Origin of the sequence: Streptomyces sp. SA15, from assembly GCF_002291145.1 — a bacterium.
Taxonomy (GTDB): Bacteria; Actinomycetota; Actinomycetes; order Streptomycetales; family Streptomycetaceae; genus Streptomyces.
This window is the reverse complement of the sequence record NZ_NTGE01000073.1, coordinates 244,873-267,305: the sequence shown is the minus strand read 5'-3', so window position 1 is coordinate 267,305 and position 22,433 is coordinate 244,873. Positions and strand designations below refer to the sequence as shown.

Below are 22,433 nucleotides of genomic sequence, written 5' to 3'. Positions count from 1 at the left end.
ATTCGTCGCGGTTTTCCCTCAGGTTTCGCACTCCGGAGGCACCACTGTGCGTTCGAGACTCATCGCTGCCGCAGCCCTCACCGCCGCCACCGCCCTCGTCGCCGCCGGCTGTGGTTCGGGCTCCTCAGGGAGCTCCAGCAAGTCGATCAAGGTCGTCTACTGGCAGAACCTGGACAGCAACAACAAGCTCCATGCCGACTTCCTGGCCTCGATGGTGAAGCGGTTCACCCAGGCCAACCCGGGCACGAAGGTGACCCTCGTCCCGGTCACCGCCTCGGAGAACGACTACTACACCAAGATCCAGCTGATGATGCGGTCTCCCGCGACCGCTCCCGACCTGGTCTACGAGGACACCTTTCTGATCAACTCCGACATCGCGAGCGGCTACCTCAAACCGCTCGACGCCTATCTCGCCAAGTGGAACGACTGGTCGAAGTTCGCCCCGGCCGCCAAGACCGCGGTGCGCGGCACCTCGGACGGCAAGACGTACGGCGTCCCGGACGGCACCGACACCCGCGGGATCTGGTACAACAAGCAGCTCTTCGAGAAGGCCGGCATATCCGTGCCCTGGCAGCCCAAGACCTGGGACGACGTCCTCAGCGCCGCTCGCAGGATCAAGGCCGAGCTGCCCGGCGTCATCCCGATGAACCTCTACACCGGCACGGCGGGCGGCGAGGCCTCCTCCATGCAGGGCTTCGAGATGCTGCTGTACGGCACCCCGCCGGGCGACAAGTCCCTCTACGACGCGGGCCAGAAGAAGTGGGTCGTCGGCAGCAAGGCCTTCAAGGACTCGCTGGACTTCGTCCACACCGTGTACAGCGAGAAGCTCGGGCCGCCGGTGCAGCAGGCCCTCGGCGCCAACTTCGGCACCACCGTCGGCACCGAACTGTTCCCCCAGGGCAAGCTGGCGATGGACATCGACGGCTCCTGGATGCCCAACAACTGGGGTCCCGCAAGCTCCAAGCCGTGGAGCCAGTGGCAGACGGTGATAGGCAGCGCCGCGATGCCCACCCAGAACGGCCAGGCACCCGGCAAGGTCAGCATGTCCGGCGGCTGGGCCTGGTCGGTCCCGGCCAAGGCCAAGAACCCCGACCTGGCCTGGAAGTTCCTCACGACCGTCCAGACGAAGGCCAACCACTCGAAGTGGAACGCCATCAACGCCGGCATCGCCGTCCGCACGGACGCCGCCACCGACCCGACGTACCTGAACGCCGTACCGACCAACAAGTTCTTCACCGAACTCGTGAAGTACACCCACTACCGGCCCGGCCTGCCCGCCTACAACCAGGTCTCGACCGCCATCCAGAAAGCCATGGAGTCGGTGACCACGGGCCAGGCATCCGTCGACAAGGCCGCCGCCACGTACGACAGCGATGTGAAGGCCGCCGTGGGCGGTGACAAGACCGTCAAGGGCGCCCCATGACCGCGCTGACCTCGGCGCCCCGCAAGGCCGGTGACCGGCGCCGGCCCGGCGGGGCGCCGCCCGCCGCCGTACGGTCCCTGACGCGCGGTCTGCCGATGCTGCCGTCGCTGGTGCTGCTGGCCGTGTTCCTGGCCGGGCCGATCGCGTACTGCGTGTACTACGCGTTCACCGACATGCAGCTCACCGGCGCGACGGGCACGCGCTTCGTGGGTCTGGACAACTTCACCCGGGCCTTCGGGGACGCCGACTTCCTCAACGCCGTATGGCTGACCCTGGCGTTCGTGTTCGGCTCCGCCGTCATCGGCCAGAACACCCTCGGGCTGGCGCTGGCCGTGCTGATGGAGAAGGCCACCAAGCCGGTGCGGACGCTCACGAACGGTGTCGTCATCGCCGCGTGGGTGCTGCCCGAGGTGGTCGCCGGCTATCTGATGTACGCGTTCTTCTACGACCAGGGCTCGCTCAACTCGATCCTGGACGCCCTGCACCTACCGGGGCAGAACTGGCTCTACACGATGCCGATCCTGGCGGTGTGCCTGGCCAACGTCTGGCGGGGCACGGCGTTTTCGATGATGGTCTTCTCCGCCGCCCTCAACGACGTGCCGCAGGAGCTGGTCGAAGCGGCCGAGATGGACGGGGCCGGCCCCTGGCAGCGGCTGTGGCGGGTGGTGCTGCCGGTCATCCGTCGGTCGATCATGACCAACCTGATGCTGATCACCCTCCAGACGCTCTCCGTCTTCGGCCTGATCTACACCATGACCCGCGGCGGACCGGGCAACAAGAGCGAGACCCTGCCGATCTTCATGTACCAGCAGGCCTTCCAGAACAGCCTCATCGGCTACGGCACCGCCATCGCCCTGGTCCTGCTGGTGGTCGGCGCCCTGTTCTCCGTCGTGTACATCCGGCTGCTCAAACTGGAGGACGACTGATGGCCGTGCTCACGTCCCCGCGTGCCGCGTCCCACCGACGGAGCACGACCACCGCACCACCGGTCTCGCGGCGGCGCCGCTCCCTTCCCGGCCGTATCGCGGTCAACGCCGTCCTGCTGGCGGTGTCGCTGACGTACGTCCTGCCGCTGCTGTGGATGCTGCTGGCCTCGGTCAGCGACACCAACAGCTTCCGGCTGACGTGGCCGTCGGCGCTCACCCTCGACAACTTCGACGCGATCCTCAACGTCGACACCACCTACCGGCCGCTGCTCAACAGCCTGCTGCTGTGCGGTTTCGCGACGGCGGTGACGGTGGTGGTGTCGGTGCTGGCCGCCTATCCGCTGTCCCGGTACCGCTCCCGGCTGCGCCGGCCGTTCCTCTACACGATCCTGTTCTCCACCGGCCTGCCCATCACCGCGGTGATGATCCCGGTCTACAGCATGTTCGTGCAGGTGAACCTCATCGACTCGATGCCCGGTACGACCCTGTTCCTGGCGGCCTCCGCGCTGCCGTTCGGGATCTGGCTGATGAAGAGCTTCATGGACGGTGTGCCGATCGTGCTGGAGGAGGCCGCCCGGATCGACGGCGCGAACACCCTCCAGGTGCTGTGGCGGGTCATCCTGCCGCTGATGCGATCGGGCGTCACCGTGGTCACCATCTTCACCTTCATCGGCATGTGGGGGAACTTCTTCGTCCCCTTCATCCTCCTGCTGTCCCCGGAGAAGCTCCCGGCGTCCGTCAGCGTGTTCACCTTCCTCAGCGCGCACGACCAGACCCAGTACGGGCAGCTGTCGGCATTCTCGATCCTCTACTCCCTGCCCGTCGTGATGCTCTACCTGCTGCTGTCCCGCAGGCTGGGCGGCGGTTTCGCGCTCGGCGGCGCGCTCAAGGGCTGACCCCCCACACCCTCGGAGAAGGCATCCATGCACTACGACCGTGACGTCACCGAGCAGCGGCTCGCCCGGGTGCTGAACGAGCGCATCCGACCGGCCGTGCACGCCCGGTCGGTCCCCCTCCAGGTCGAGATCTGGAACGTTCCCGGCGAGCCGGTGCCGGTCCAGGCGGCTCTGTCCGCGCCCTACCGGCCGGCGCGGGTGGGCGACCGGTGGGGCCCGGCCTGGTCGACGAGCTGGTTCCGGGTCAGCGGCACGATCCCCGCCGAGTGGGCCGGGCTGCCCGTCGAGGCCGTACTCGACCTCGGTTTCTCCCCCCACTCCCCCGGCTTCTCCGCCGAAGGCCTGGTCCACCGGGCCGACGGCACCGCGGTGAAGGCGCTCAACCCGCGCAACACCTGGCTTCCGGTCACCGAATCGGCCGCGGGCGGCGAGGAGTTCGTCCGGTACGTCGAGGCCGCCGCCAACCCGGTCGTCATGCACACCGGCCCCGACGAGCTCACCTTCGGTCCCACGTCGGTCGGCGGACGGGCGCCCTGGCTCGGCGACCCTGCGGCCGATCCGGGTGAACCGCTGTACCGGCTGCGGCGCCTCGACCTGTCCGTGGTGGACCGGGACGTCTACGAACTCGTCCAGGACCTGGAGGTATTGGGCCAGCTCATGCACGAGCTGCCGGTCGACGCCCCGCGCCGCTGGCAGATACTGCGGGCGATCGAAGGTGCCCTGGACACGGTCGACCTGCAGAACCCCGGCGCCAGTGCGGTGGCGGCCCGGGCGGCCCTGGCCCCGGCGCTGGCGGCACCCGCGAACGCGGGCGCGCACCGCATCTCCGCGGTGGGGCATGCGCACATCGACACGGCGTGGCTGTGGCCGCTGCGCGAAACGGTGCGCAAGGTCGCCCGGACCGTCTCCAACGTCACCCAACTCATGGACGACCACCCGGAGTTCCGGTTCGTGATGTCCCAGGCCCAGCAGCTCGCCTGGCTCAAGGAGCACCGGCCCGAGGTGTACGCCCGCGCCCAGGAGAAGGCGAAGGCAGGCCAGTTCCTGCCCACGGGCAGTCTGTGGGTGGAACCCGACACCAACCTCACCGGCGGCGAGTCGCTGGTGAGGCAGTTCGTCCACGGCAAGCGCTTCTACCTCGAGGAGTTCGGCGTCGAGACGGAGGAGATGTGGCTGCCGGACACCTTCGGCTACAACGCCGCGCTGCCTCAGCTGATGAAGCTGGCCGGGGTGCGCTGGTTCCTCACCCAGAAGATCTCCTGGAACACCACCAACAAGTTCCCGCACCACACCTTCTGGTGGGAGGGCATCGACGGCACCCGGATCTTCAGCCACTTCCCGCCCGTCGACTCCTACAACGGCGACCTGTCCGGCGCCGACCTCGCCCACACGGTGCGCAACTTCCAGGACAAGGGCGCCGCCAACCACTCCCTCATCCCCTTCGGCTACGGCGACGGAGGCGGCGGCCCGACCCGGGAGATGCTGGCCCGCGCCGCCCGGCTGGCCGACCTGGAGGGCTCGGCCCGGGTCACTTTGGAAAGGCCCGCCACCTTCTTCGCCCGCGCGCACGCGGAGTACGAGGCGAACGGCGGCGCCCCCGTCTGGTCCGGCGAGCTGTACCTGGAGTTCCATCGCGGCACCCTGACGAGTCAGCTCGCCACCAAGCAGGGCAACCGGCGCAGCGAGCACCTGCTGCGCGAGGCCGAGTTGTGGGCGGCCACGGCGGCCGTGCGCCACGGGCACCCGTACCCGTACGAGGCCCTGGACCGGCTGTGGAAGACGGTCCTGCTGCACCAGTTCCACGACATCCTGCCGGGCACCTCGATCGCCTGGGTGCACCGCGAGGCCGAGGAGACATACGTCGCCGTCGCCCGGGAGCTGGAGCGTATCGTCGAGGACGCCCAGCGCACCCTGGCGGGATCGGGCGACGGCACGGTCGTCTTCAACGCCGCTCCGCACGACCGCGCCGGGGTCCCGGCGCTGGGAGCCGGCCTGCGCACCGACCCGGCCGAGGGGAACGTGCCTCCGGTTCCGGACGCCGACGGCTTCGTCCTGGACAACGGCCTGGTCCGGGTCATCGTCGACGGGCGCGGACTGATCACCTCCGCCTACGACCGCACGGCCGACCGCGAAGCGCTACCGCCCGGCGCGAGTGCCAACCTGCTTCAGCTGCACCAGGACTTCCCCAACCAGTGGGACGCGTGGGACATCGACGTCTTCTACCGCAACACCGTCCGCGACCTCACCGACACCGAGTCGGTCACCGCGACCGGCGACGGCGTCCACGTGGTCCGAGCCTTCGGGGCCTCCCGGATCGAGCAGACCCTGACCCTGGCCGCCGACTCCCGACGGCTCGTGATCGACACCGTCGTCGACTGGCACGAACGGGAGAAGCTGCTCAAGGCCGCCTTCCCGCTGGACGTACGCGCCGCGCACTCCACCGCCGAGATCCCCTTCGGGCACGTCGAGCGGCCCACCCACACCAACACCAGCTGGGACGCGGCCAAGTTCGAGATCTGCGCGCACCGCTTCCTGCACGTCGGTGAACGTGACTGGGGCACCGCCCTGGTCAACGACTCGACGTACGGCCACGACGTCACCCGCGACATGCGTCCCGACGGCGGTACGACGACCACGGTCCGCCTCTCCCTGCTGCGCGCCCCCCGCTTCCCCGACCCTGACGCCGACCAGGGCACTCACCGGCTCCGCTATGCCCTGGTGATCGGCGCCGACATCGCCGACGCCGTCCGCGAGGGCTACCACCTCAACCTGCCCGAGCGCGCGCTGCCGGGTGGCGCACCCGTCGCTCCCCTGGTCTCGGTCGACCACGAGGGAGTGGTCATCGAGGCCGTGAAGCTGGCCGACGACCGGTCGGGCGATGTCGTCGTCCGCCTCTACGAGGCCCACGGCGTCCGCGCCCGCGCCACCCTCACCCCCGGGTTCCCCTTCGCGTCCGCCACCGCCACCGACCTCCTGGAACGGCCGCTTGACGACCCGACGGGCCATCAGGTCACCGAAGGCACGATCCGGCTGAGACTGCACCCGTTCCAGATCCTCACCCTGCGCCTGGTGGCGGCATAACGACCAAACAGTTCCCGCAGCTCTCTTGACACGCCCGTGACACGGAGGCAGATTTTATCGATACAAACCTGCCGAGCCACCCACCCCGGGAGTACCTCCGTGGCCAACGCCACCGCGATCATCAACCTCGACATCGAGGGCCCGACGATCAGCCGCCACCTCTACGGCCACTTCGCCGAGCACCTCGGCCGCTGCGTCTACGGCGGCTTCTGGGTCGGTGAGGACTCGCCCATCCCCAACGAGGGCGGCATCCGCCTCGACGTCGTCGAGGCCCTGCGCGCCCTGAACATCCCCAATCTGCGCTGGCCGGGCGGCTGTTTCGCCGACGAGTACCACTGGAAGGACGGCATCGGCCCCCGCGACCAGCGACCCCGGATGGTCAACACCCACTGGGGCAACGTCGAGGAGAACAACCACTTCGGCACCCACGAGTTCATGGCCCTGTGTGAACTCCTCGGTACCGAGCCCTACATCAGCGGCAACGTCGGCTCCGGCACCGTCCAGGAGATGAGCGAGTGGGTCGAGTACCTCACCCGCGACGGCGACAGCCCCATGGTCCGGCTACGCAAAGCCAACGGCCGCCAGGAGCCCTGGCGCGTGAAGTACTGGGGCATCGGCAACGAGACCTGGGGCTGCGGCGGCAACATGCGCGCCGAGTACTCCGCCGACCTGGCCCGCCAGTACGCCACATACTGCCGCGACCACGGCGACAACAAGCTCTACCGCATCGCCTCGGGCGCGTCCGGCGACGACTACCAGTGGACCCGGACCCTGATGGAGCAGATCAACTGCTTCGGCTGCGAGGCCACCCCGCGCACCTTCTTCCAGGGGATCTCCGTCCACCACTACACGCTGGCCGGCCCCTGGGAGGCGAAGGGCAGCGCCACCGACTTCGACACGGACGACTACTACCGGACGATGGTCTCCGCCCGGAAGATCGACCGCATCCTCACCGGCCACTCCACCGTCATGGACATCTACGACCCCGGTCGGAAGGTCGGTCTGGTCCTGGACGAGTGGGGCACCTGGTGGGACGTCGAACCGGGCACCAATCCCGGCTTCCTGTTCCAGCAGAACTCCCTGCGTGACGCGCTCGTGGCGAGCACCCACTTCGACATCTTCCACCGGCACGCAGAGCGCCTGTACATGGCCAACATCGCGCAGACCGTCAACGTGCTGCAGGCGATGGTCCTCACCGACGGCGACGCGCTGGTCCTGACGCCGACCTACCACGTGTTCGAGATGAACAAGGGCCACCAGGACGCCTCCTCGCTCGCCGTGCACCTGCGCACCGACAACGCCCGCCGCCTGGTGGGCGACGCCGAGCTGGACACCCTGTCCGTCTCGGCCAGCGTCAAGGACGGGACCGTTCTCGTCTCGCTGTCCAACCTGGACGCCGAGGAGCCCGCCGAGGTGACGCTCGACCTGCGCGGCGCCTCCCTCGGAGCGCCGACCGCCCGTCTGCTGACGGCCGACCGGCTACAGGACCACAACACCCCGCAGGCCCCCGCAGCGGTCGCCCCGCGCCCCTTCGCCGACCTGAAGACCACTGACCGGGGCATCACCCTGACGCTGCCGCCCCACTCGTTCCTCACCGTCCAGGCCGCACTGGCCTGATCACCGCCCACCGGCCGGAATGGCACAGCCTGCCGCACCCGTCCAGAAGAAGATCAGGAATAGTTCACCCATGACCCGCTCCGCGCGACCGTTCCCCGAACGACACCTGCGTCCGCCGATGGGCTGGAACAGCTGGGACTGCTACGGCACCACCGTCACCGAGGAAGAGGTCATCGCCAACGCGACCTTCATGCGCGACCACATGCTCGCGCACGGCTGGGACACCGTGGTCGTGGACATCCAGTGGTACGAGCCCACGGCCCGGGCCCACGGCTACAACCCGGACGCCCCGCTGGTCCTCGACGACCACGGCCGCCAGATGCCCGCGCCGAACCGGTTTCCCTCGGCGGCGGGACGCGCGGGATTCGGGCCGCTGGCCGACCGCGTGCACCGACTCGGCCTGCGTTTCGGCCTGCACATCATGCGCGGCATCCCGCGCCGCGCCGTCGCCGCCCGGCTGCCCGTGGCGGGCACCGACTTCACCGCCGACGAGATCGCCGACACCGCCTCCGTATGCCCCTGGAACCCGGACAACTACGGTCTGAACCACGATCATCCGGGCGCGCAGGCGTACTACGACTCGCAGGTCGCCCAATTCGCCGAGTGGGGCGTCGACTTCATCAAGGCCGACGACATGCTCTTTCCGTACCACGAGCGGGAGATCTCGGCCTATGCCGAGGCCATCGCCCGCAGTGGTCGGCCCATCGAGCTGAGCCTCTCCCCCGGCACCGAGGTCTCCGTCGCGCACCTGGACCACCTGCGGGACACGGCCACCATGTGGCGCGTCTGCGACGACTTGTGGGACCGGTGGGAGGACGTGGCGGCCCAGTTCGCGCGTATGGCCCGGTGGGCTCCCTGGCAAAGTGAGCGCGGCTGGGCGGACGCCGACATGCTGCCCCTGGGCCGCATCGGTATCCGGGCCGAGCGGGGCGAAGACCGCCTCAGCGCCCTCACCCGGCCCGAGCAGATCAGTCTGCTGACGCTCTGGCTGATCTCCCGCTCCCCTCTCATGATGGGCGGCGACCTGCCCACCAGCCCGGCCGAGACGATCGAACTGCTCACCAACGACGAAGCGCTCGACGTCCTGCGGCACAGCAGGGACAACCGCGAGGTCCTCCGCGAGAAGGACCTCGTCCTGTGGACCGCCCGCGACACCGACGGCCGTACCCGCTACGCCGCCGTGTTCTCCCTGGCCGACCGCCCGGAGCACGTCACGGTCCCGCTCGGCTCCCTCGGCGCCCGGCCCGACGACCGCGTCCGGGAACTGTGGACGCGCACCGACACCCCGCACGACGGCCACAGTCTGAGCGTCGGCCTCCCCGCCCACGGCGCGGCCCTCTACCGCCTCACACCGCCCGACACGACCGGCTGACCAGGGGCGAACATGGCAACGATCCAGGACGTGGCGAAGGCGGCCGGAGTCTCGGCGATGACGGTCTCGAACGTCATCAACGACCATCCCAACGTACGCAAGGCGACGCGGGAGAAGGTCCTCGAAGCGATGGCCCGGCTCGACTACCGCGTCAACGTGGCGGCCCGCAATCTGCGCAAGGGCCGCACCGGCACCATCGGTCTCGCCGTCCCCGAGGTCAACAGCCCCTACTACGGCCGGCTGGCCGTCGCCATCATCGCCGCGGCCGAGCGGTACAGCCTCCGGGTGTGCATCGAGCAGACCGGCGCCTCGCGGGAGAACGAGCTGGACGCGCTGTCCCTGTCGCGCAACCGGCTCTACGACGGGCTCATCCTCAGCACCGTCGGCATGGGTCCGGCCGACGTCGAGCTGCTCAAGGTGGACTACCCGGTGGTCATCCTGGGTGAGCGGATCTTCGGCGGTCCCGTGGACCACGTCGCCATGCCCAATGTGGACGCGTCCCGGGCGGCCACCCGCCACTTGGTCGAGCGGGGCTGCCGGCGCATCGCGATCGTGCGGGGGCCGGTCGGCGAGGAGGTCGACGTGTCCAGCCTCCGCTTCACGGGCTACCGGCAGGCGCTGCGGGACGCCGGACTGCCCGTGGACCCCGCCCTCGTGCAGAGCGTGGAGACGCTCACCATGCGCTCGGGTGCCCGGCGCGCCCGGGAGATGGTGGACGGCGGGCTCGACTTCGACGGCGTGTTCTGCGTGACCGACACCGTGGCCATGGGCGTGCTGCGCGGTCTGGCCGACGCCGGCGTACCGGTGCCGGAGCGGGTCAAGGTGATCGGCTTCGACAACGTCGAGGAGAGCGAGTTCCTCGTCCCCGCGCTGTCCACGATCGATCCGGACCACGACGTGATGGCGCAGCGGGCGGTCGACCTCCTGGCCAGGCGGATCGAGCAGACCGAGCCCGGCTCGGACCATGAGGAGTTCGTCAGTGACTTCTCCGTGGTGATCCGGGAGTCGACGGGCGGCTGAGCCCGCGAGTGGGGCCGCCTCCGCTACTCCGGCGGCGTCGGTGTGTCATGCGTGCGGTACATCGCCTGGACGTCCAGCTCCAGCTGGACCGTCGGGCCGACCACCGCGATGCCGCGTGCCAGCATCGAGCGCCAGTTGAGCGTGTAGTCCTCCCGGTGCAGCTCCGCCTTGGCCAGGGCGGCGCAGCGCAACTCCTCGGCGTACCCGCCGTTGACCATGCCCAGGTACGTCGTGTCCAGCGACACCGACCGGCTCACGCCGTGCATGGTCAGGGTGCCCAGCAGCGACCACTTGTTGCCGCCCCGGTAGGCGAAGCGGGTGCTCGCGAACTCGATGTACGGAAAGTGGTCGACGTCGAGGAAGTCGGCGGAACGCAGGTGCGTGTCCCGGGTGTTGTTGCCCGTGGTGATGCTGGATGCGTCGATGCGCACGTGGACGCGGGACTCGGACACGTCCCGCATGACCTGGATACCGCCCTCGAAACGCTCGAAGCGGCCGTGTACATGGGCCATGCCGACATGCTTGGCGATGAAACGGATCGCCGTGTGCGGCGGGTCGAAGAGCCAGGTGCCGGGGACCGGGAGTTCGGCCTGCCGGGCCGGCTGGAGCCACACGCGCTGTGAGGACAGGCCTGCGTCGGCCACGACCTCGACGGTCTCACGGTGTGGTTCCAGGCCCTGTGCCACGATCAGCAGGCTGTAGCTGCCCGGCGGCAGAACGGCCATGAACAGGCCGTACGGGTCCGTGGTGCCGCGTGCCGAGACCTGGTGGCCGCGGAGTTCCGTCACCGTCACATCGGCGGCGCCCAAGGGCTGGTTCACCGGGTCCAGGACCTCGCGGACGACGACACCCGCGCCGGCCGGGACCGGAAGCGCGAGGTCCGCAGCGCCCCGGGAGGCGTTCTTGAGTCTCCGCCGGAGCAGTCCGAGGGGCATGGTGTTCACCTTTCGGTTTTCGTCGGTCAGGATCTCGTCTGAAGCGGCCGGTCGCCCGCGTACGCCGCTCGCAGCACGTCCAGTACGCCCGCCATGCTGATGGGCCGCGGGTTGGGGTACGCCTGCCCGGTCACCTCACGTGCCGCAACCGTCAAGTCAGCTTCTGTGAGGCCGAGTTCGGCAAGGGAGCGGGGTGCGCCGAGGCGGCCGGACAGCTCCCGGAGGGTGTGCGGGGCGTCGTCGGTGTCCAGGGCCCGGCCGAGCGCCGTCATGGCCTCGGGCGCTGCGGGCGCGTTGTGGGCGAGGACGTGCGGCAGGACCACGGTGTGGGTCTCGGCGTGCGGCAGGCCGAAGGTGCCTCCGAGGACGTGGCACAGCTTGTGGTGCAGGCCCATGGTGGTCGCACCGAGCGTGGCACCGCAGAGCCAGGCTCCGTAGAGGGCGCGGCCGCGGGCGTCCAGGTCCCCGGGGTCGGCCGCCACGCCGGGCAGGGCGCCCGCCATGGCCCGTGCGCCCTCCTCGGCCATCAGTGACACCAGAGGGGAGGTGTCCGGCGCGTACAGGGCCTCGGCCGCGTGGGCCACCGCGTTGATGCCGCTGGTCACGGACAGGTCCACCGGGAGCGACAGGGTGAGTTCGGGGTCGTAGACGACGCTGCGCGGCAGGACCGACGGGTCGCGGCCGGTGCGCTTGGCGCCGTGTTCGGTCAGGCCCCAGACGGGGGTCATCTCGGAGCCGGAGTACGTCGACGGCACGGCGACCAGCGGCAGACCGGTGCGCAGGGCGATCACCTTGCCGAGGCCGATCGCGGAGCCGCCGCCGACCGCGACGCAGCCGTCGGCGCTCGCGGCGCGCGCCACCTCCACGGCCCGGTCGGCGACCTCCGCGGGCACGTGCATCCGGGCCTCGGAGTGCAGCCCGACGCAGGCGCCGGCCAGCGCGTCCGCGACGGCCCGGGCCGTCCGGGCGCCCCGTGGTCCGCTGACCACCAACAGCCGCCGCAGTCCGAGCCGTTCGGCCTCGTCCGGGGTCGCGGTGACCGAGGCGCCGGGCCGCAGGACGACCCGCATGGGCTGGGCCTCGTAGGCGAACTCCTTCATGACCGTGCCGGGTTGAGTACGAGGTCGAAGCGCGCCTGCCGGAACGGGTTGGGGATGCCGAACTCCCGTGCCAGGGACGGGTCGTCGGTCTCGGTGAAGTCCTGGACGAGGCTCTCCTTGACCGCGAACACGGCGTCCGAGTCGAGGTGGTCGCTGCCCGCCACGAAGATGTGCGTGGTGACCGGCGTATGACCTTCGGCCGAGGCGATGAAGTGGATGTGGGCGGGGCGGTAGGGGTGCCTGCCGGTCGCCCGGAGGAGGTCCCCGACGGGGCCGTCCGTGGGAATCGGGTACGGGCTCGGTACGCAGGTGCGGAACCAGAAGCGGCCCTCGTCGTCCGCCGTGAACAGTCCGCGCCCGTTGCCCGGTGGCTGGACCTCCGGCTGCTGCACGTCGTAGTAGCCCTCGGCGTTCGCCTGCCAGACGTCGAGGACCGCGCCGGGCAGCGGGGTGCCGTCCCGGGACAGCACGCGCCCGCTGACCACGCACGGCTCGCCGCCGCCGACCAGGTCGATGTCGGCACCGAGTTCACGGACCGGGGACTCGGTCATGTGGAAGGGGCCGAGCACCGTCGACTCCGTCACGTCCCCGCGGCCGTCGCTGTTGATCGTCTCGACGAGCATGGAGACGCCGAGCACGTCCGACAGGAGGACGAACTCCTGCCGGGTGTCCGTGCAGGTCTGCCCGGTCGCCGTCAGGAAGTCGACGGCCTTCTCCCACTCCGCCATGGTCGGCTCGGTCTCACGGACGAAGGCGTGCAGGTGGCGGGTGAGGGCGGCGAGCAGTTCGCGCAGCCGGGGATCGGCCGTGCCCTCGAGGCTGTCGACGACGGCCTCGGTGAGGTGGGTGGTGAATTCGCTGGTCATGTCCGGGGATCCTTCCGGTCAGGCCTGCCCGAGGATCCGCCGCACCGCATCGGTCAGCATGCGTTCGGCGTCCTCGTCGGAAGCGGCCGCCGTCGCGTGCCGGAAGGCGACGTAACCGTCCGGCCGTACGAGGAGTGCTCCGCCGTCGGCCACCTCGCTGAGCCGCGCCCAGTCCCCGTACGGGTCCTCGTACTCCTGGCCGGGTCCGATGACGACGGTGGCGATCTCCAGGTCCTGGGCCGCGGCCGCCCGCGACCAGGCCGCGCCGCCGATGCCGGTGAGCAGGGTGAAGCGGCCCCGGCCGACGGTGTCGAGCGTGGACAGGGTGCGGGTGCCCGAGGTGATCCAGGCGTGCGGAAGCTTGGCGCCGGGCCGGGAGGTGGGCTGGTGGTACAGCTCGGGGTCGCGGTCGAAACCGGGGTCGGGGGTGCCGTCGGGGACGATCGCGGCGGAGGCGTAGCGCTGGTTGAGGTCGACGCCGTGCGCGTTGAACTCGTACACCTTGAACGCGATCGCCTCGCGCAGCCTCGCCCGCTGCTTCTGAGCCGCCTCGGTGTCGTCCTTGCGGGCGGCGATGTTGGCCCACAGCTGCTCGGGGGTCTGCGGGGAGAGTCCGTCGAGCGCCTCGAAGACGGGGGCGGTCTCGCCGATGGACTTGTTGGCGCGGGTGACGATCTGCCGGCCGATCGGGGCGCGTTCGGCGGTGTAGGTGTCCAGCAGCTTCGGGGACGCGGTGCCGTCGAGGACCAGCTTGAGTTTCCAGGCGAGGTTGTAGGTGTCCTGGATGGAGGTGTTGGAGCCGAGGCCGTTGGACGGCGGGTGGCGGTGCGTGGCGTCTCCGGCGCAGAAGACACGGCCGCTCGAGTACGTCTGCGCGTACATCTCGTTGACGGTCCACGCCGAGGACGACTTGATGGTCACCGGGATCTCGTCGTCGCCGATCAGCTTGCGGACGACGGACTCGGCGTACTCGGTGGTCAGGTCGGGGGCGCCCGCGGAGACGTCGTACCCCCAGACGATCATCCACTCGTTCCAGGGCCTCACGCAGCGCACCAGGCCCGCGCCGATGCCGCCGACGGTGGCGCCCGGGGCGAGCACCCAGTACAGGGTGGACGGGCGGTGGGCGGTGTACTTGGACAGGTCCGCGTCGAAGACGATGTTGATGCTGCCGGCCACGCCCATCTGGCCGCCCATCGGCAGCCCGGCGTCCTCGGCGACCTGCGAGCGGCCGCCGTCGGCGCCGATGAGGTACTTGGCGCGGATGGTGTACTCGTCGCCGCGCAGCCGGTCCTCGACGGTGACCGTCACACCGAAGGCGTCCTGGACGAAGGACTTGTAGACCGTGCTGAAGCGCAGCTGCGTGCCGCGCGCGACCGCCGCGTCGACGAGCACGGGCTCCATGAGGTGCTGGGGCATGTCGCACATGCGGGTGGGGCTGGCGAGCTCGTGCGCGGCCTGCACGAGCGGGTCGTTGCCCCAGGAGCGGACCCGGCCGAGTTCCTCGCCGGCGAGGCTGGTGCAGAAGGTCGTGTTGCCCATCAGGTGCTGCGGCGTGGCCTTCGCCACGACATCCTGCTCGACGCCGAGGTCGCGCAGGACTTCCATGGTGCGCTGGTTGGTGATGTGCGCCCGGGGCGTGTCGGCGAGGCTCGCGTAGCGGGTGACGACGATGTTCGGCACGCCGTAGGTGCTCAGGGCGAGCGCGGCGGAAGCGCCGGCGGGGCCACTGCCGACGATGAGTACGTCGGTGACGACATCGGGCTCGACGGTGTGCACGGGGAACGCTCCAGGGAATGAGAACAGGCGTCGACTGTTCAAGATCATGTAGGGAGACGCGGGAAGTCGGGTGTCTCAATACGAGACAGTGCACCGGACTCATCACAGGTTGTTGGGTTTTCAACCGCTCCCGGTAGGCTGAGCCGCGTCGTGACCACCGCAGAGCGCCCCGCCGTCCGCCCCGCCCTCGCTTCGCTGCGCAGGGCGCGCGAGTTGTTCCTCCTGGGGCGGCAACTGCCGGACGGGGTACCGGAAGAAGTCGTCGCCGCCTGGAAGCGTGCCCGGTTCTTCGGCGTACGGCACGACGTGCAGGACCCGGCGCCGGAGCATTCCGTACGACCTCCCGCGTCCCCCCTGCTGACCGCGGCCCGGCCCGTGCTCCAGCGGATCGCCCCGGCTCTCGGCACCGGCCAGTCGGCGCTCCTCCTCACCGACGAACGGCCACGGGTCCTGTGGGTGACAGGATTCGCGCCGGACGACCTCCGCCGCCTGGACCTCTCCGAGCAACTGGTCGGCCACAACAGCGCGGCCCTCGCGCTGCGGACCGGTCACCGCGCCGAAGTGCACGGCCCCGAGCACTTCCTCGACCTGTGGCAGGACGTCTGTGCGGTCAGCGTGCCGGTGCGGGCGCCGGAGACCGGACAGCCGCTGGGCACGGTGACGGTGACCTGTGGACTCTGCGCCGAATGCGGGCCGCATCCGGGAGCCCCGCTCGCCGAGGCCGCGGCGATCGCCGTCGAGGCGGAACTCCTCGCGCGGTCGCGGGCGGCGGAACGGGTGCTGCTGGACGCGTACCTCCGGGCCGCGGGGGAACTGGGACGCGCGGTCGTCGCCCTCGACGGTCGCAACCGGATTGTCAGCGAGGCCGCGGCACAGCTGCTGTCACCGGAGGGGCTGGAGGCGCTGGAGCGGGGCGCGGTCGCCCTGTTGCGGGCCTCGGGCCGCGGGGCGCCATCGGAGTCCGAGGCCGTCTCGGGTGCGGGTACCGGGCCCGGAAGCGGCTCGCCGCCGGGTCCTGCCGCACGCCTCGGAGCAGAACCGGACTCGGCGTCGGACACCGCCGAAGCCTCCGCGGGGAACCTGCATGCGCCATCCGGTCCTGCCGACGGGCCCGATGCGGCGACCGACCCGGCGCCTTCGGCCTCGTACCGCATCCGGCTCCCGGACGGCACGGGGTGCACCGCGACCCTCACCCCCGTACCCCACCTGGGCTCGGTTGTCGGCGCGGTCGCCGTGCTGGAACCGGTGGTTCGTACGACCGTGACGCCGGCCGCGCGGACCGTCGAGGGACTGGCCGGGCGATCGGTGCCCTGGCGCCATGCGGTCGCCCGCGCGGTGGAGTTGGCCAGGTCACCCGAGCCCCTGCTGCTCGTCGGCGAGCGTGGCACCGGGAAGACCTCGCTCGCACGGGAACTGGTCGCGAACCCGGTGATCGTCGACGCGGCGGAAAGTGAACTCCGCGACCATGTCGACGAGTTGGTGAACGGCCACCCGCTCCTCATCCGCCATGTCGAGCGTCTCGCGCCACCCGACACAGCGACCCTCAATTCGCTGCTCGCATCGCATCCAGGTGTACCCCTGCTGGCCACCTACACCCCCGGCGCGACGCCCGGCCCATGTCTTCAACGGCTCCTGGACAGCCTGGCATCACGCTCGGTCACCCTCCCCGCGCTGCGCGAACGGCCCGATGACATCAGGGAGTTGCTCACGGCTCTGACGCCCAGGCCCGCACCGGGACGGCCCCCGCTCACCTGGACGCTGGACGCGTTGCGGGCCCTGGAGCAGCACCCGTGGCCCGGCAACGTCACCGAACTCGCCCACCTGGTCCGGGCGTTGGCCGAACGTCGGCGCGCGACCGGTCCCGTCCGGCGCACCGAGCTGCCGGACCCCGTGCGTGAGGGCCCTGCGGCCCGGCCGCTCAGCCCGATGGAACAAGCCGAGCGCGCCGCCATCCTGGAGGCCCTCCACCTCCACGGCGGCAACAAGGCCCGCACGGCGGCGGCCCTGGGCATCGCCCGCGCCACGCTGTACCGGAAACTGCGGGGCTATCGGGGCTGAGCCGGTTCGCGAAACTTTCGTGAGGTCGGCAGCCCTTTCCCGAGCGCGGGCGACTGGCGCATCCTGTGATCCGTGGTGCTGCCCACCGCCGAGGCGAGCTGAAGAACCTCCGACCAGACCGGGGCGACGGCCCCATGAAGGAACCAGATGACGCGGAAGAAAGCCCTGGTGGTCCGAGGCGGATGGGAGGGACACCAGCCGGTCCAGGCCACGGAGCTGTTCCTGCCCTTCCTTCGAAGCAGCGGATACGACGTCCGGGTCGAGGAGTCGACCGACGTCTACGCCGACGCCGCCGAGATGGCCGCCACCGATCTCGTCGTGCAGTGCGTCACGATGTCGGAGATCACGGCCGAGCAGTTGTCGGGACTGAGCGCGGCGGTCGTGGCCGGCACCGGCTTCACCGGCTGGCACGGCGGCATCGCCGACTCGTTCCGCGCCTCCGCCGACTATCTCCACCTGGTGGGAGGCCAGTTCGCGACCCACCCGGGCAAGGAGCCGTGTGAACGCCGCGGGGAGGCGGAGGACAACTACCTGCCGCACGCCGTCGACATCACCGAGCTCGGCCGCGAGCACCCCATCACCGCGGGCATCGAGGACTTCGAGCTGTACACCGAGCAGTACTGGGTGCTCCACGACGACCTGATCGACGTCCTGGCCACCACCACCCATCCCGCCCGGCCGTGGCAGCCCTGGCACCGGCCGGTCAGGTCGCCTGCGGTCTGGACCCGTCGGTGGGGCGCGGGTCGCGTCGTGGTGACGACACCGGGGCACAGCCTCGACGTACTGGAGAACCCGAACGTCCGCACCATCATCGAAAGGGGCATGCTGTGGGCGACGCGCACCGCATCGGCGTCGTAGGTCTCGGAGTCATCTCCCGCGCGTACCTGGACACGCTCCTCGGCCATCCCGCCGTGCGCGTCACCGCGGTCGCCGACCTCGACGCCTCCCGGTCGGCCGCGGTCGCCGCCGAACTGCCCGGCGTCGAGGCGCTGACCGTCGAGGAGTTGCTGAGCAGCCCGGACGTGGACACGGTGCTGAACCTCACCGTCCCCGCGGCCCACGCCGAGATCGCCCTCGGCGCCATCGGCCACGGCAAGAACGTCTACGGAGAGAAGCCGCTCGCCGCGGGCCTCCTCGACGCCCACGCCGTCATGGAGGCCGCCGATCGGGCAGCGGTCGGTGTGGGGTGCGCGCCGGACACCGTCCTGGGCACCGGAATCCAGACGGCGCGGGCGGCTGTGGAGGCGGGCAGCATCGGACGCCCCCTGTTCGCCTCGGCCGTGCTGGTCACTCCGGGACACGAACGCTGGCATCCCCACCCCGACTTCTACTACACGGCCGGGGGTGGCCCCCTGCTGGACATGGGGCCGTACTACCTCGCGTCGTTGGTCCACCTGCTGGGTCCGGTGCGTGCCGTGATCGGGGCGTCCAGTCGGCTGCGCGCCGAGCGTGTCATCGGTTCCGGCCCGCGCGCGGGTGAGCGGATACCGGTCGAGGTGGACAGTCATGTCTCCGGTGTGCTCGAGCACTTGGGCGGGGCCCTGACGACCATCACGACCAGCTTCGACGGTGTGGTCACGACGGCGGCGCCGATCGAGATCCACGGCGAGAAGGGGACGCTCACGGTTCCGGATCCGAACCACTTCGACGGCGAAGTCCGGCTCTGCGAACTCGGCGACACACAGTGGCGCACGCTCCCGCCGTCGGCGGGCTACGTCGGCGCCGCACGGGGCATCGGTCTGCTCGACTTCATCGCCGCCGACGGGCAGCGGGCGCCTCGCGCGAACGGCGATCTCGCCCTGCACGTGCTGGAGGCGATGAGCGCCCTGCTCCGCTCGTCGGCCGAGGGGCGACGCATCGAGCTGACCACGTCGACGGTGCCGCCCGTTCCCGTTCCGCTGACGGCGGCCGAGGAGTGGGGAGGACGCGAGTAGGAGGACGCTCCGCCCGTGCGGCGGCCGCCCCGCCCCGCGGTTGGGTGTCAGTCCACGGGCCACGTGTGCGCGGGCGCGTTCATGTGCATGTAGTCCATGTACGTCGTGGTCATCTGCCGCAGCGCCTCCCGGCGGTCGGGGGTGACGGCCTTCTGCAGGTGGTGGACCGTCTCCGCCTGCCACAGGGCTCCGTTGCGGGCGGTGACACAGCGCTGCTCGATGACGCCCAGCAGGGGCTCGCGCCATGCCACGTCCATGCCGGACAGCTCCAGGCCCCGGTGGGCCAGGGGCAGCAGCCGCCGCAACACCAGCTCCGTGACCGGCACTTCGCCCGTGCCGGGCCAGTACAGGCGGGCGTCGATGCCGTCGCGGGCCGCGGTGTGCAGGTTCTCCTCGGCCACCGAGAAGGACATCCGGGTCCAGACCGGCCGGTCCTCGTCGACCAGGGCACGGGTCAGGCCGTAGTAGAAGGCGCCGTTGGCGAGGATGTCGGCCACGGTGGGGCCGGCGGGCAGGACCCGGTTCTCGATGCGCAGATGTGGCAGGCCGCCGGCGACGGCATACACGGGGCGGTTCCACCGGTAGATCGTGCCGTTGTGCAGCGTCAGCTCCCCCAGTTGCGGAACGCCGCCGCGGTCGAGCACCTGCTGCGGGTCCTCGTCGTCGCACAGCGGCAGCAGCGCCGGGAAGTAGAGCACGTTCTCCTCGAAGAGGTCGAAAACGCTGGTGATCCACCGCTCGCCGAACCACACCCGAGGGCGTACTCCCTGGGCCTTGATCTCCTGGGGGCGGGTGTCGGTGGCCTGCTCGAACAGGGGGATGCGGGTCTCGCGCCACAACTCCCTGCCGAAGAGGAAAGGCGAGTTCGCCGCCAGGGCGATCTGCACACCCGCGATGGCCTGGGCCGCGTTCCAGTAGTCCGCGAACTGCTTCGGATCGACCTGCAGGTGGAACTGGGTGCTGGTGCAGGCGGCCTCGGGCGTGATGGCGTCGGCGTACATCGACAGGCGCTCCACACCGTCCACCTTGATCCGCAGGTCCTCACCCCGCGCCGCGAAGATCTGCTCGTTGAGCAGCCGGTAGCGCGGATCACCGGACAGGGCGGACTCGCCCACGTCCGCCTCACCCAGGGTCGGCAGAATACCGATCATGATCAGGTGGGCGCCCACGGCCGAGGCGTGCTCCTCGGCGTGGTTGAGCGCGTCACGGATCTCCTGCTCCCAGGCACCGGGGCCCCCGGCCGTCAGCCGGCGGGGCGGGATGTTGATCTCCAGGTTGAAGCGGCCCAGCTCGCTGGACCACGCGGGGTCGGCGATCGCCTGGAGAACCTCGGTGTTCCGCATCGCCGGCAGCCCGTCGTCGTCCACCAGGTTCAGCTCGATCTCCAGCCCGACCTGGGGACGCTCACTCTCGAAGCCCGATTCGCGCAGCATCTGCGCCAGCACATCGAGGCAGGTGTGCATCTTCTCCCGGTACCGACGGCGGTCCTCCCGCGTGAACACCAGGGCCGGCACGTCACGTCCCATCGTGCCCTCCCGAGCCCCCTCGGCGGATACCTCTCCTCCCAGCGTCGCACCTCGGGCGGAACCCGGACAGCCACGTCACCGGAATCCGGCGGGAGCGGACGGTTCACCGATTTCGTGCTCACAGAGCGTGCCCGTCGATGCGGCGCAGCGTGAAGAGGTCACGAGCGCGGAATGTTCCGCAGGTTGGTCCGGGCAAGGTGGATCATGCGTCCGACTCCGCCGGCGAGGACGGTGCGCCTCGCCACTGGGGCGGCACCCGCCGCTCGCCCATCGGTCTGGGCGCTGCGCGGCGGGGTCGGGCCTTGGGCGAAGCCGAACCAGACGCTCACCGCCCCGCGCGACCGCCGCATCAACGGCAGGGCCGTTCGCCCCCGCTGACGGCCTGGCGGTCGTATCAGGACTTCGAATGGACGGTGAACGCCTACGGTCTGAGCTTCGCCGTCCTGCTGATGACCGGTGCGATGCTGGGCGACCGGTACGGGCGGCGGCTGGTCTTCACGGCCGAGCTGGCACTGTTCACCGCGGCCTCGGTGGCCTGTGCGCTCGCGCCGGGTGTGGGCTGGCTGATCGCGGCGCGGGCGGTGCAGGGCGCCGGCGCGGCACTGGTGATGCCACTGGCGATGGCGCTGCTCAGCGCCGCCCATCCGCCGCCGGACCGGCCGAGAGCGCTGGGGCTCTTCGCCGGGCTGACGGGGCTCGCGGTGGTCGCCGGCCCGGTGGTGGGCGGCGCGGTCACCCAGGGCCTCGCCTGGCAGTGGATCTTCTGGCTCAACCTGCCGATCGGCCTGGCGGTCATCCCACTGGTGAGGCGCCATGTTGAGGAGAGCCGTGGCGGTGAACGCGGCGTGGACGTCGGCGGACTGCTGCTGGTGACAGGTGCGGCGCTCGGGCTGGTGTGGGGGCTGGTCCGCTCGAACGCCTCCGGGTGGGGCAGCGTCGAGGTGATCGGGCCGCTGATCGCGGGCGCTGTCTGCGGTGCCGCCTTCGTGGCCTGGCAGCGCGTCGCCGAGCGGCCGATGGTGCCACTGGGGCTGTTCCGCCTGCCCGGCTTCGCGGCGGGGAACATCGCCGGGGTGTTCCTCTACGCCTCGCTCTACGGGGCCTTGTTCTTCACGGCGCAGTACTTCCAGACGGGGCGCGGCGACACGCCGCTGTCCGCGGGGCTGCACCTGCTGGCCTGGACCGCGCCGGTGACGGTCGTGGCGCCGTTGGCGGGCAGGCTGACGAACCGGGTCGGCGCCCGGCCGCCGGCCGCGCTCGGGCTCGCCCTGCAAGCGGCCGGGATGGGCTGGCTCGCGCTCATCGCCACACCGTCCGCGCCGTACTGGGAGATGATCGCTCCGATGGTCATCGCGGGGACCGGCGTGAGCATGGCGATGCCCGCCGCCCAGACCGCCGTCCTCAACGCGGTGGCACCCGAGCAGATCGGCAAGGCGTCCGGAGTGTTCAACACCGGCCGGCAGTTGGGCGGGGCGTTCGGTGTCGCCGTCCTGGCCCTGGTGTTCGGCAAGGCCGGGAGTTACGAGGAACCCGCCGCCTTCACCGATGGGTTCACTGCGGCGATCGCGGCCGGCGGCGCGCTGTCGCTGGCCGGGTCAGTGGCGGCACTGACCATCCCGCGCCACCGGATCACCCGTGCCCCCACGCCCGCCGCACCGGTGCTCACGACGAAACGTTGATCTGCCGAGCCGGCCACGCCACGGCGCGCAGGGCACGGAACACCACCATGTCATGCGCGCCGTGCGGCAGCGGCAGCGCCAGCGCCAGCGCCAGCGCTAAAACGACGAAGGCCTCTTCGACGGCGTCCGCTCGCCGGGACTGTCTCAGCCGTCCGACAAGTCCCTTGCCCCCAACCGGCACCCCACCTAGCCTGATTTTGTGCCGCTAATAAACAAAGCCCGAA

General features: G+C 70.6%; 17 protein-coding genes. 11 read left to right on the top strand and 6 right to left on the bottom strand.

Annotated elements, in window-relative coordinates:
* Positions 1 to 46 precede the first annotated feature (46 nt).
* The 7 genes from CLM62_RS13325 (at position 47) to CLM62_RS13295 (ending at position 10,335) form a co-directional block, all read left to right on the top strand.
* Complete coding sequence (locus tag CLM62_RS13325) at positions 47 to 1,423, top strand: ABC transporter substrate-binding protein (protein ID WP_095750045.1); 1,377 nt, start codon at positions 47 to 49, stop codon at positions 1,421 to 1,423.
* On the top strand, positions 1,420 to 2,349 hold the full coding sequence (locus tag CLM62_RS13320; RefSeq protein ID WP_095750044.1) for a carbohydrate ABC transporter permease: 930 nt from the start codon (positions 1,420 to 1,422) through the stop codon (positions 2,347 to 2,349). Before CLM62_RS13325 ends, CLM62_RS13320 begins: the two co-directional genes overlap by 4 nt.
* The gene (locus tag CLM62_RS13315; RefSeq protein ID WP_095750043.1) at positions 2,349 to 3,245 is read left to right on the top strand and encodes a carbohydrate ABC transporter permease; all 897 of its coding nucleotides are present in this window, start codon (positions 2,349 to 2,351) and stop codon (positions 3,243 to 3,245) included. Before CLM62_RS13320 ends, CLM62_RS13315 begins: the two co-directional genes overlap by 1 nt.
* Before the next feature lie 27 nt (positions 3,246 to 3,272).
* The gene (locus CLM62_RS13310; RefSeq protein ID WP_095750042.1) at positions 3,273 to 6,326 is read left to right on the top strand and encodes a glycoside hydrolase family 38 C-terminal domain-containing protein; all 3,054 of its coding nucleotides are present in this window, start codon (positions 3,273 to 3,275) and stop codon (positions 6,324 to 6,326) included.
* A 99-nt stretch (positions 6,327 to 6,425) separates the two neighbouring features.
* Positions 6,426 to 7,943 carry an alpha-N-arabinofuranosidase gene (locus CLM62_RS13305; protein ID WP_095750041.1) on the top strand — a complete coding sequence of 506 codons (1,518 nt, stop codon included), beginning with the start codon at positions 6,426 to 6,428 and terminating at the stop codon, positions 7,941 to 7,943.
* Positions 7,944 to 8,013: 70 nt separating this feature from the next.
* Entirely contained in the window at positions 8,014 to 9,315 is a 1,302-nt protein-coding gene (locus CLM62_RS13300) for a glycoside hydrolase family 27 protein (protein ID WP_257003824.1), read from the top strand.
* Between the two features lie 12 nt (positions 9,316 to 9,327).
* Entirely contained in the window at positions 9,328 to 10,335 is a 1,008-nt protein-coding gene (locus CLM62_RS13295) for a LacI family DNA-binding transcriptional regulator (RefSeq protein ID WP_095750040.1), read from the top strand.
* Positions 10,336 to 10,358: 23 nt separating this feature from the next.
* Here the strand turns inward: CLM62_RS13295 and CLM62_RS13290 are convergent, their stop codons facing one another.
* Genes CLM62_RS13290 through CLM62_RS13275 form a run of 4 tightly spaced genes read right to left on the bottom strand, consistent with a single transcriptional unit; the run spans position 10,359 to position 15,012 of the window.
* Positions 10,359 to 11,270, bottom strand: a complete 912-nt coding sequence (locus CLM62_RS13290) for a YceI family protein (RefSeq protein ID WP_095750070.1) — start codon at positions 11,268 to 11,270, stop codon at positions 10,359 to 10,361.
* A 26-nt stretch (positions 11,271 to 11,296) separates the two neighbouring features.
* Positions 11,297 to 12,370, bottom strand: coding sequence for a maleylacetate reductase (locus CLM62_RS13285; protein WP_095750039.1), 1,074 nt, complete (start codon positions 12,368 to 12,370; stop codon positions 11,297 to 11,299).
* Positions 12,367 to 13,236: an intradiol ring-cleavage dioxygenase gene (locus CLM62_RS13280; RefSeq protein WP_095750038.1), complete on the bottom strand. Its 870-nt coding sequence runs from the start codon at positions 13,234 to 13,236 to the stop codon at positions 12,367 to 12,369. The genes CLM62_RS13285 and CLM62_RS13280 overlap by 4 nt, the downstream gene beginning before the upstream one ends.
* A gap of 18 nt (positions 13,237 to 13,254) precedes the next feature.
* On the bottom strand, positions 13,255 to 15,012 hold the full coding sequence (locus CLM62_RS13275) for an FAD-dependent monooxygenase (RefSeq protein WP_095750037.1): 1,758 nt from the start codon (positions 15,010 to 15,012) through the stop codon (positions 13,255 to 13,257).
* Between the two features lie 150 nt (positions 15,013 to 15,162).
* On the opposite strand from CLM62_RS13275, the gene CLM62_RS13270 reads away from it, so the two are divergent.
* The 3 genes from CLM62_RS13270 to CLM62_RS13260 all read left to right on the top strand — a co-directional run bounded on the left by CLM62_RS13270 (position 15,163) and on the right by CLM62_RS13260 (position 19,004).
* Entirely contained in the window at positions 15,163 to 17,070 is a 1,908-nt protein-coding gene (locus CLM62_RS13270) for a helix-turn-helix domain-containing protein (RefSeq protein ID WP_257003822.1), read from the top strand.
* Positions 17,071 to 17,217: 147 nt separating this feature from the next.
* Positions 17,218 to 17,928: a ThuA domain-containing protein gene (locus CLM62_RS13265; protein ID WP_095750035.1), complete on the top strand. Its 711-nt coding sequence runs from the start codon at positions 17,218 to 17,220 to the stop codon at positions 17,926 to 17,928.
* The gene (locus CLM62_RS13260) at positions 17,898 to 19,004 is read left to right on the top strand and encodes a Gfo/Idh/MocA family protein (protein WP_095750034.1); all 1,107 of its coding nucleotides are present in this window, start codon (positions 17,898 to 17,900) and stop codon (positions 19,002 to 19,004) included. The genes CLM62_RS13265 and CLM62_RS13260 overlap by 31 nt, the downstream gene beginning before the upstream one ends.
* Positions 19,005 to 19,051: 47 nt before the next feature.
* Here CLM62_RS13260 and CLM62_RS13255 read toward each other — a convergent pair whose 3' ends face one another.
* Positions 19,052 to 20,530 carry a glutamate-cysteine ligase family protein gene (locus CLM62_RS13255; RefSeq protein WP_095750033.1) on the bottom strand — a complete coding sequence of 493 codons (1,479 nt, stop codon included), beginning with the start codon at positions 20,528 to 20,530 and terminating at the stop codon, positions 19,052 to 19,054.
* A gap of 302 nt (positions 20,531 to 20,832) precedes the next feature.
* Here CLM62_RS13255 and CLM62_RS13250 point away from each other — a divergent pair, with 302 nt between their 5' ends.
* Positions 20,833 to 22,209, top strand: a complete 1,377-nt coding sequence (locus CLM62_RS13250; protein WP_095750069.1) for an MFS transporter — start codon at positions 20,833 to 20,835, stop codon at positions 22,207 to 22,209.
* Here CLM62_RS13250 and CLM62_RS49320 read toward each other — a convergent pair.
* A complete protein-coding gene (locus tag CLM62_RS49320; RefSeq protein WP_143659050.1) occupies positions 22,193 to 22,390 on the bottom strand; it encodes a hypothetical protein in 198 nt (65 codons plus the stop codon). The two genes, CLM62_RS13250 and CLM62_RS49320, sit on opposite strands and share 17 nt — an antisense overlap.
* Between the last annotated feature and the right edge of the window lie 43 nt (positions 22,391 to 22,433).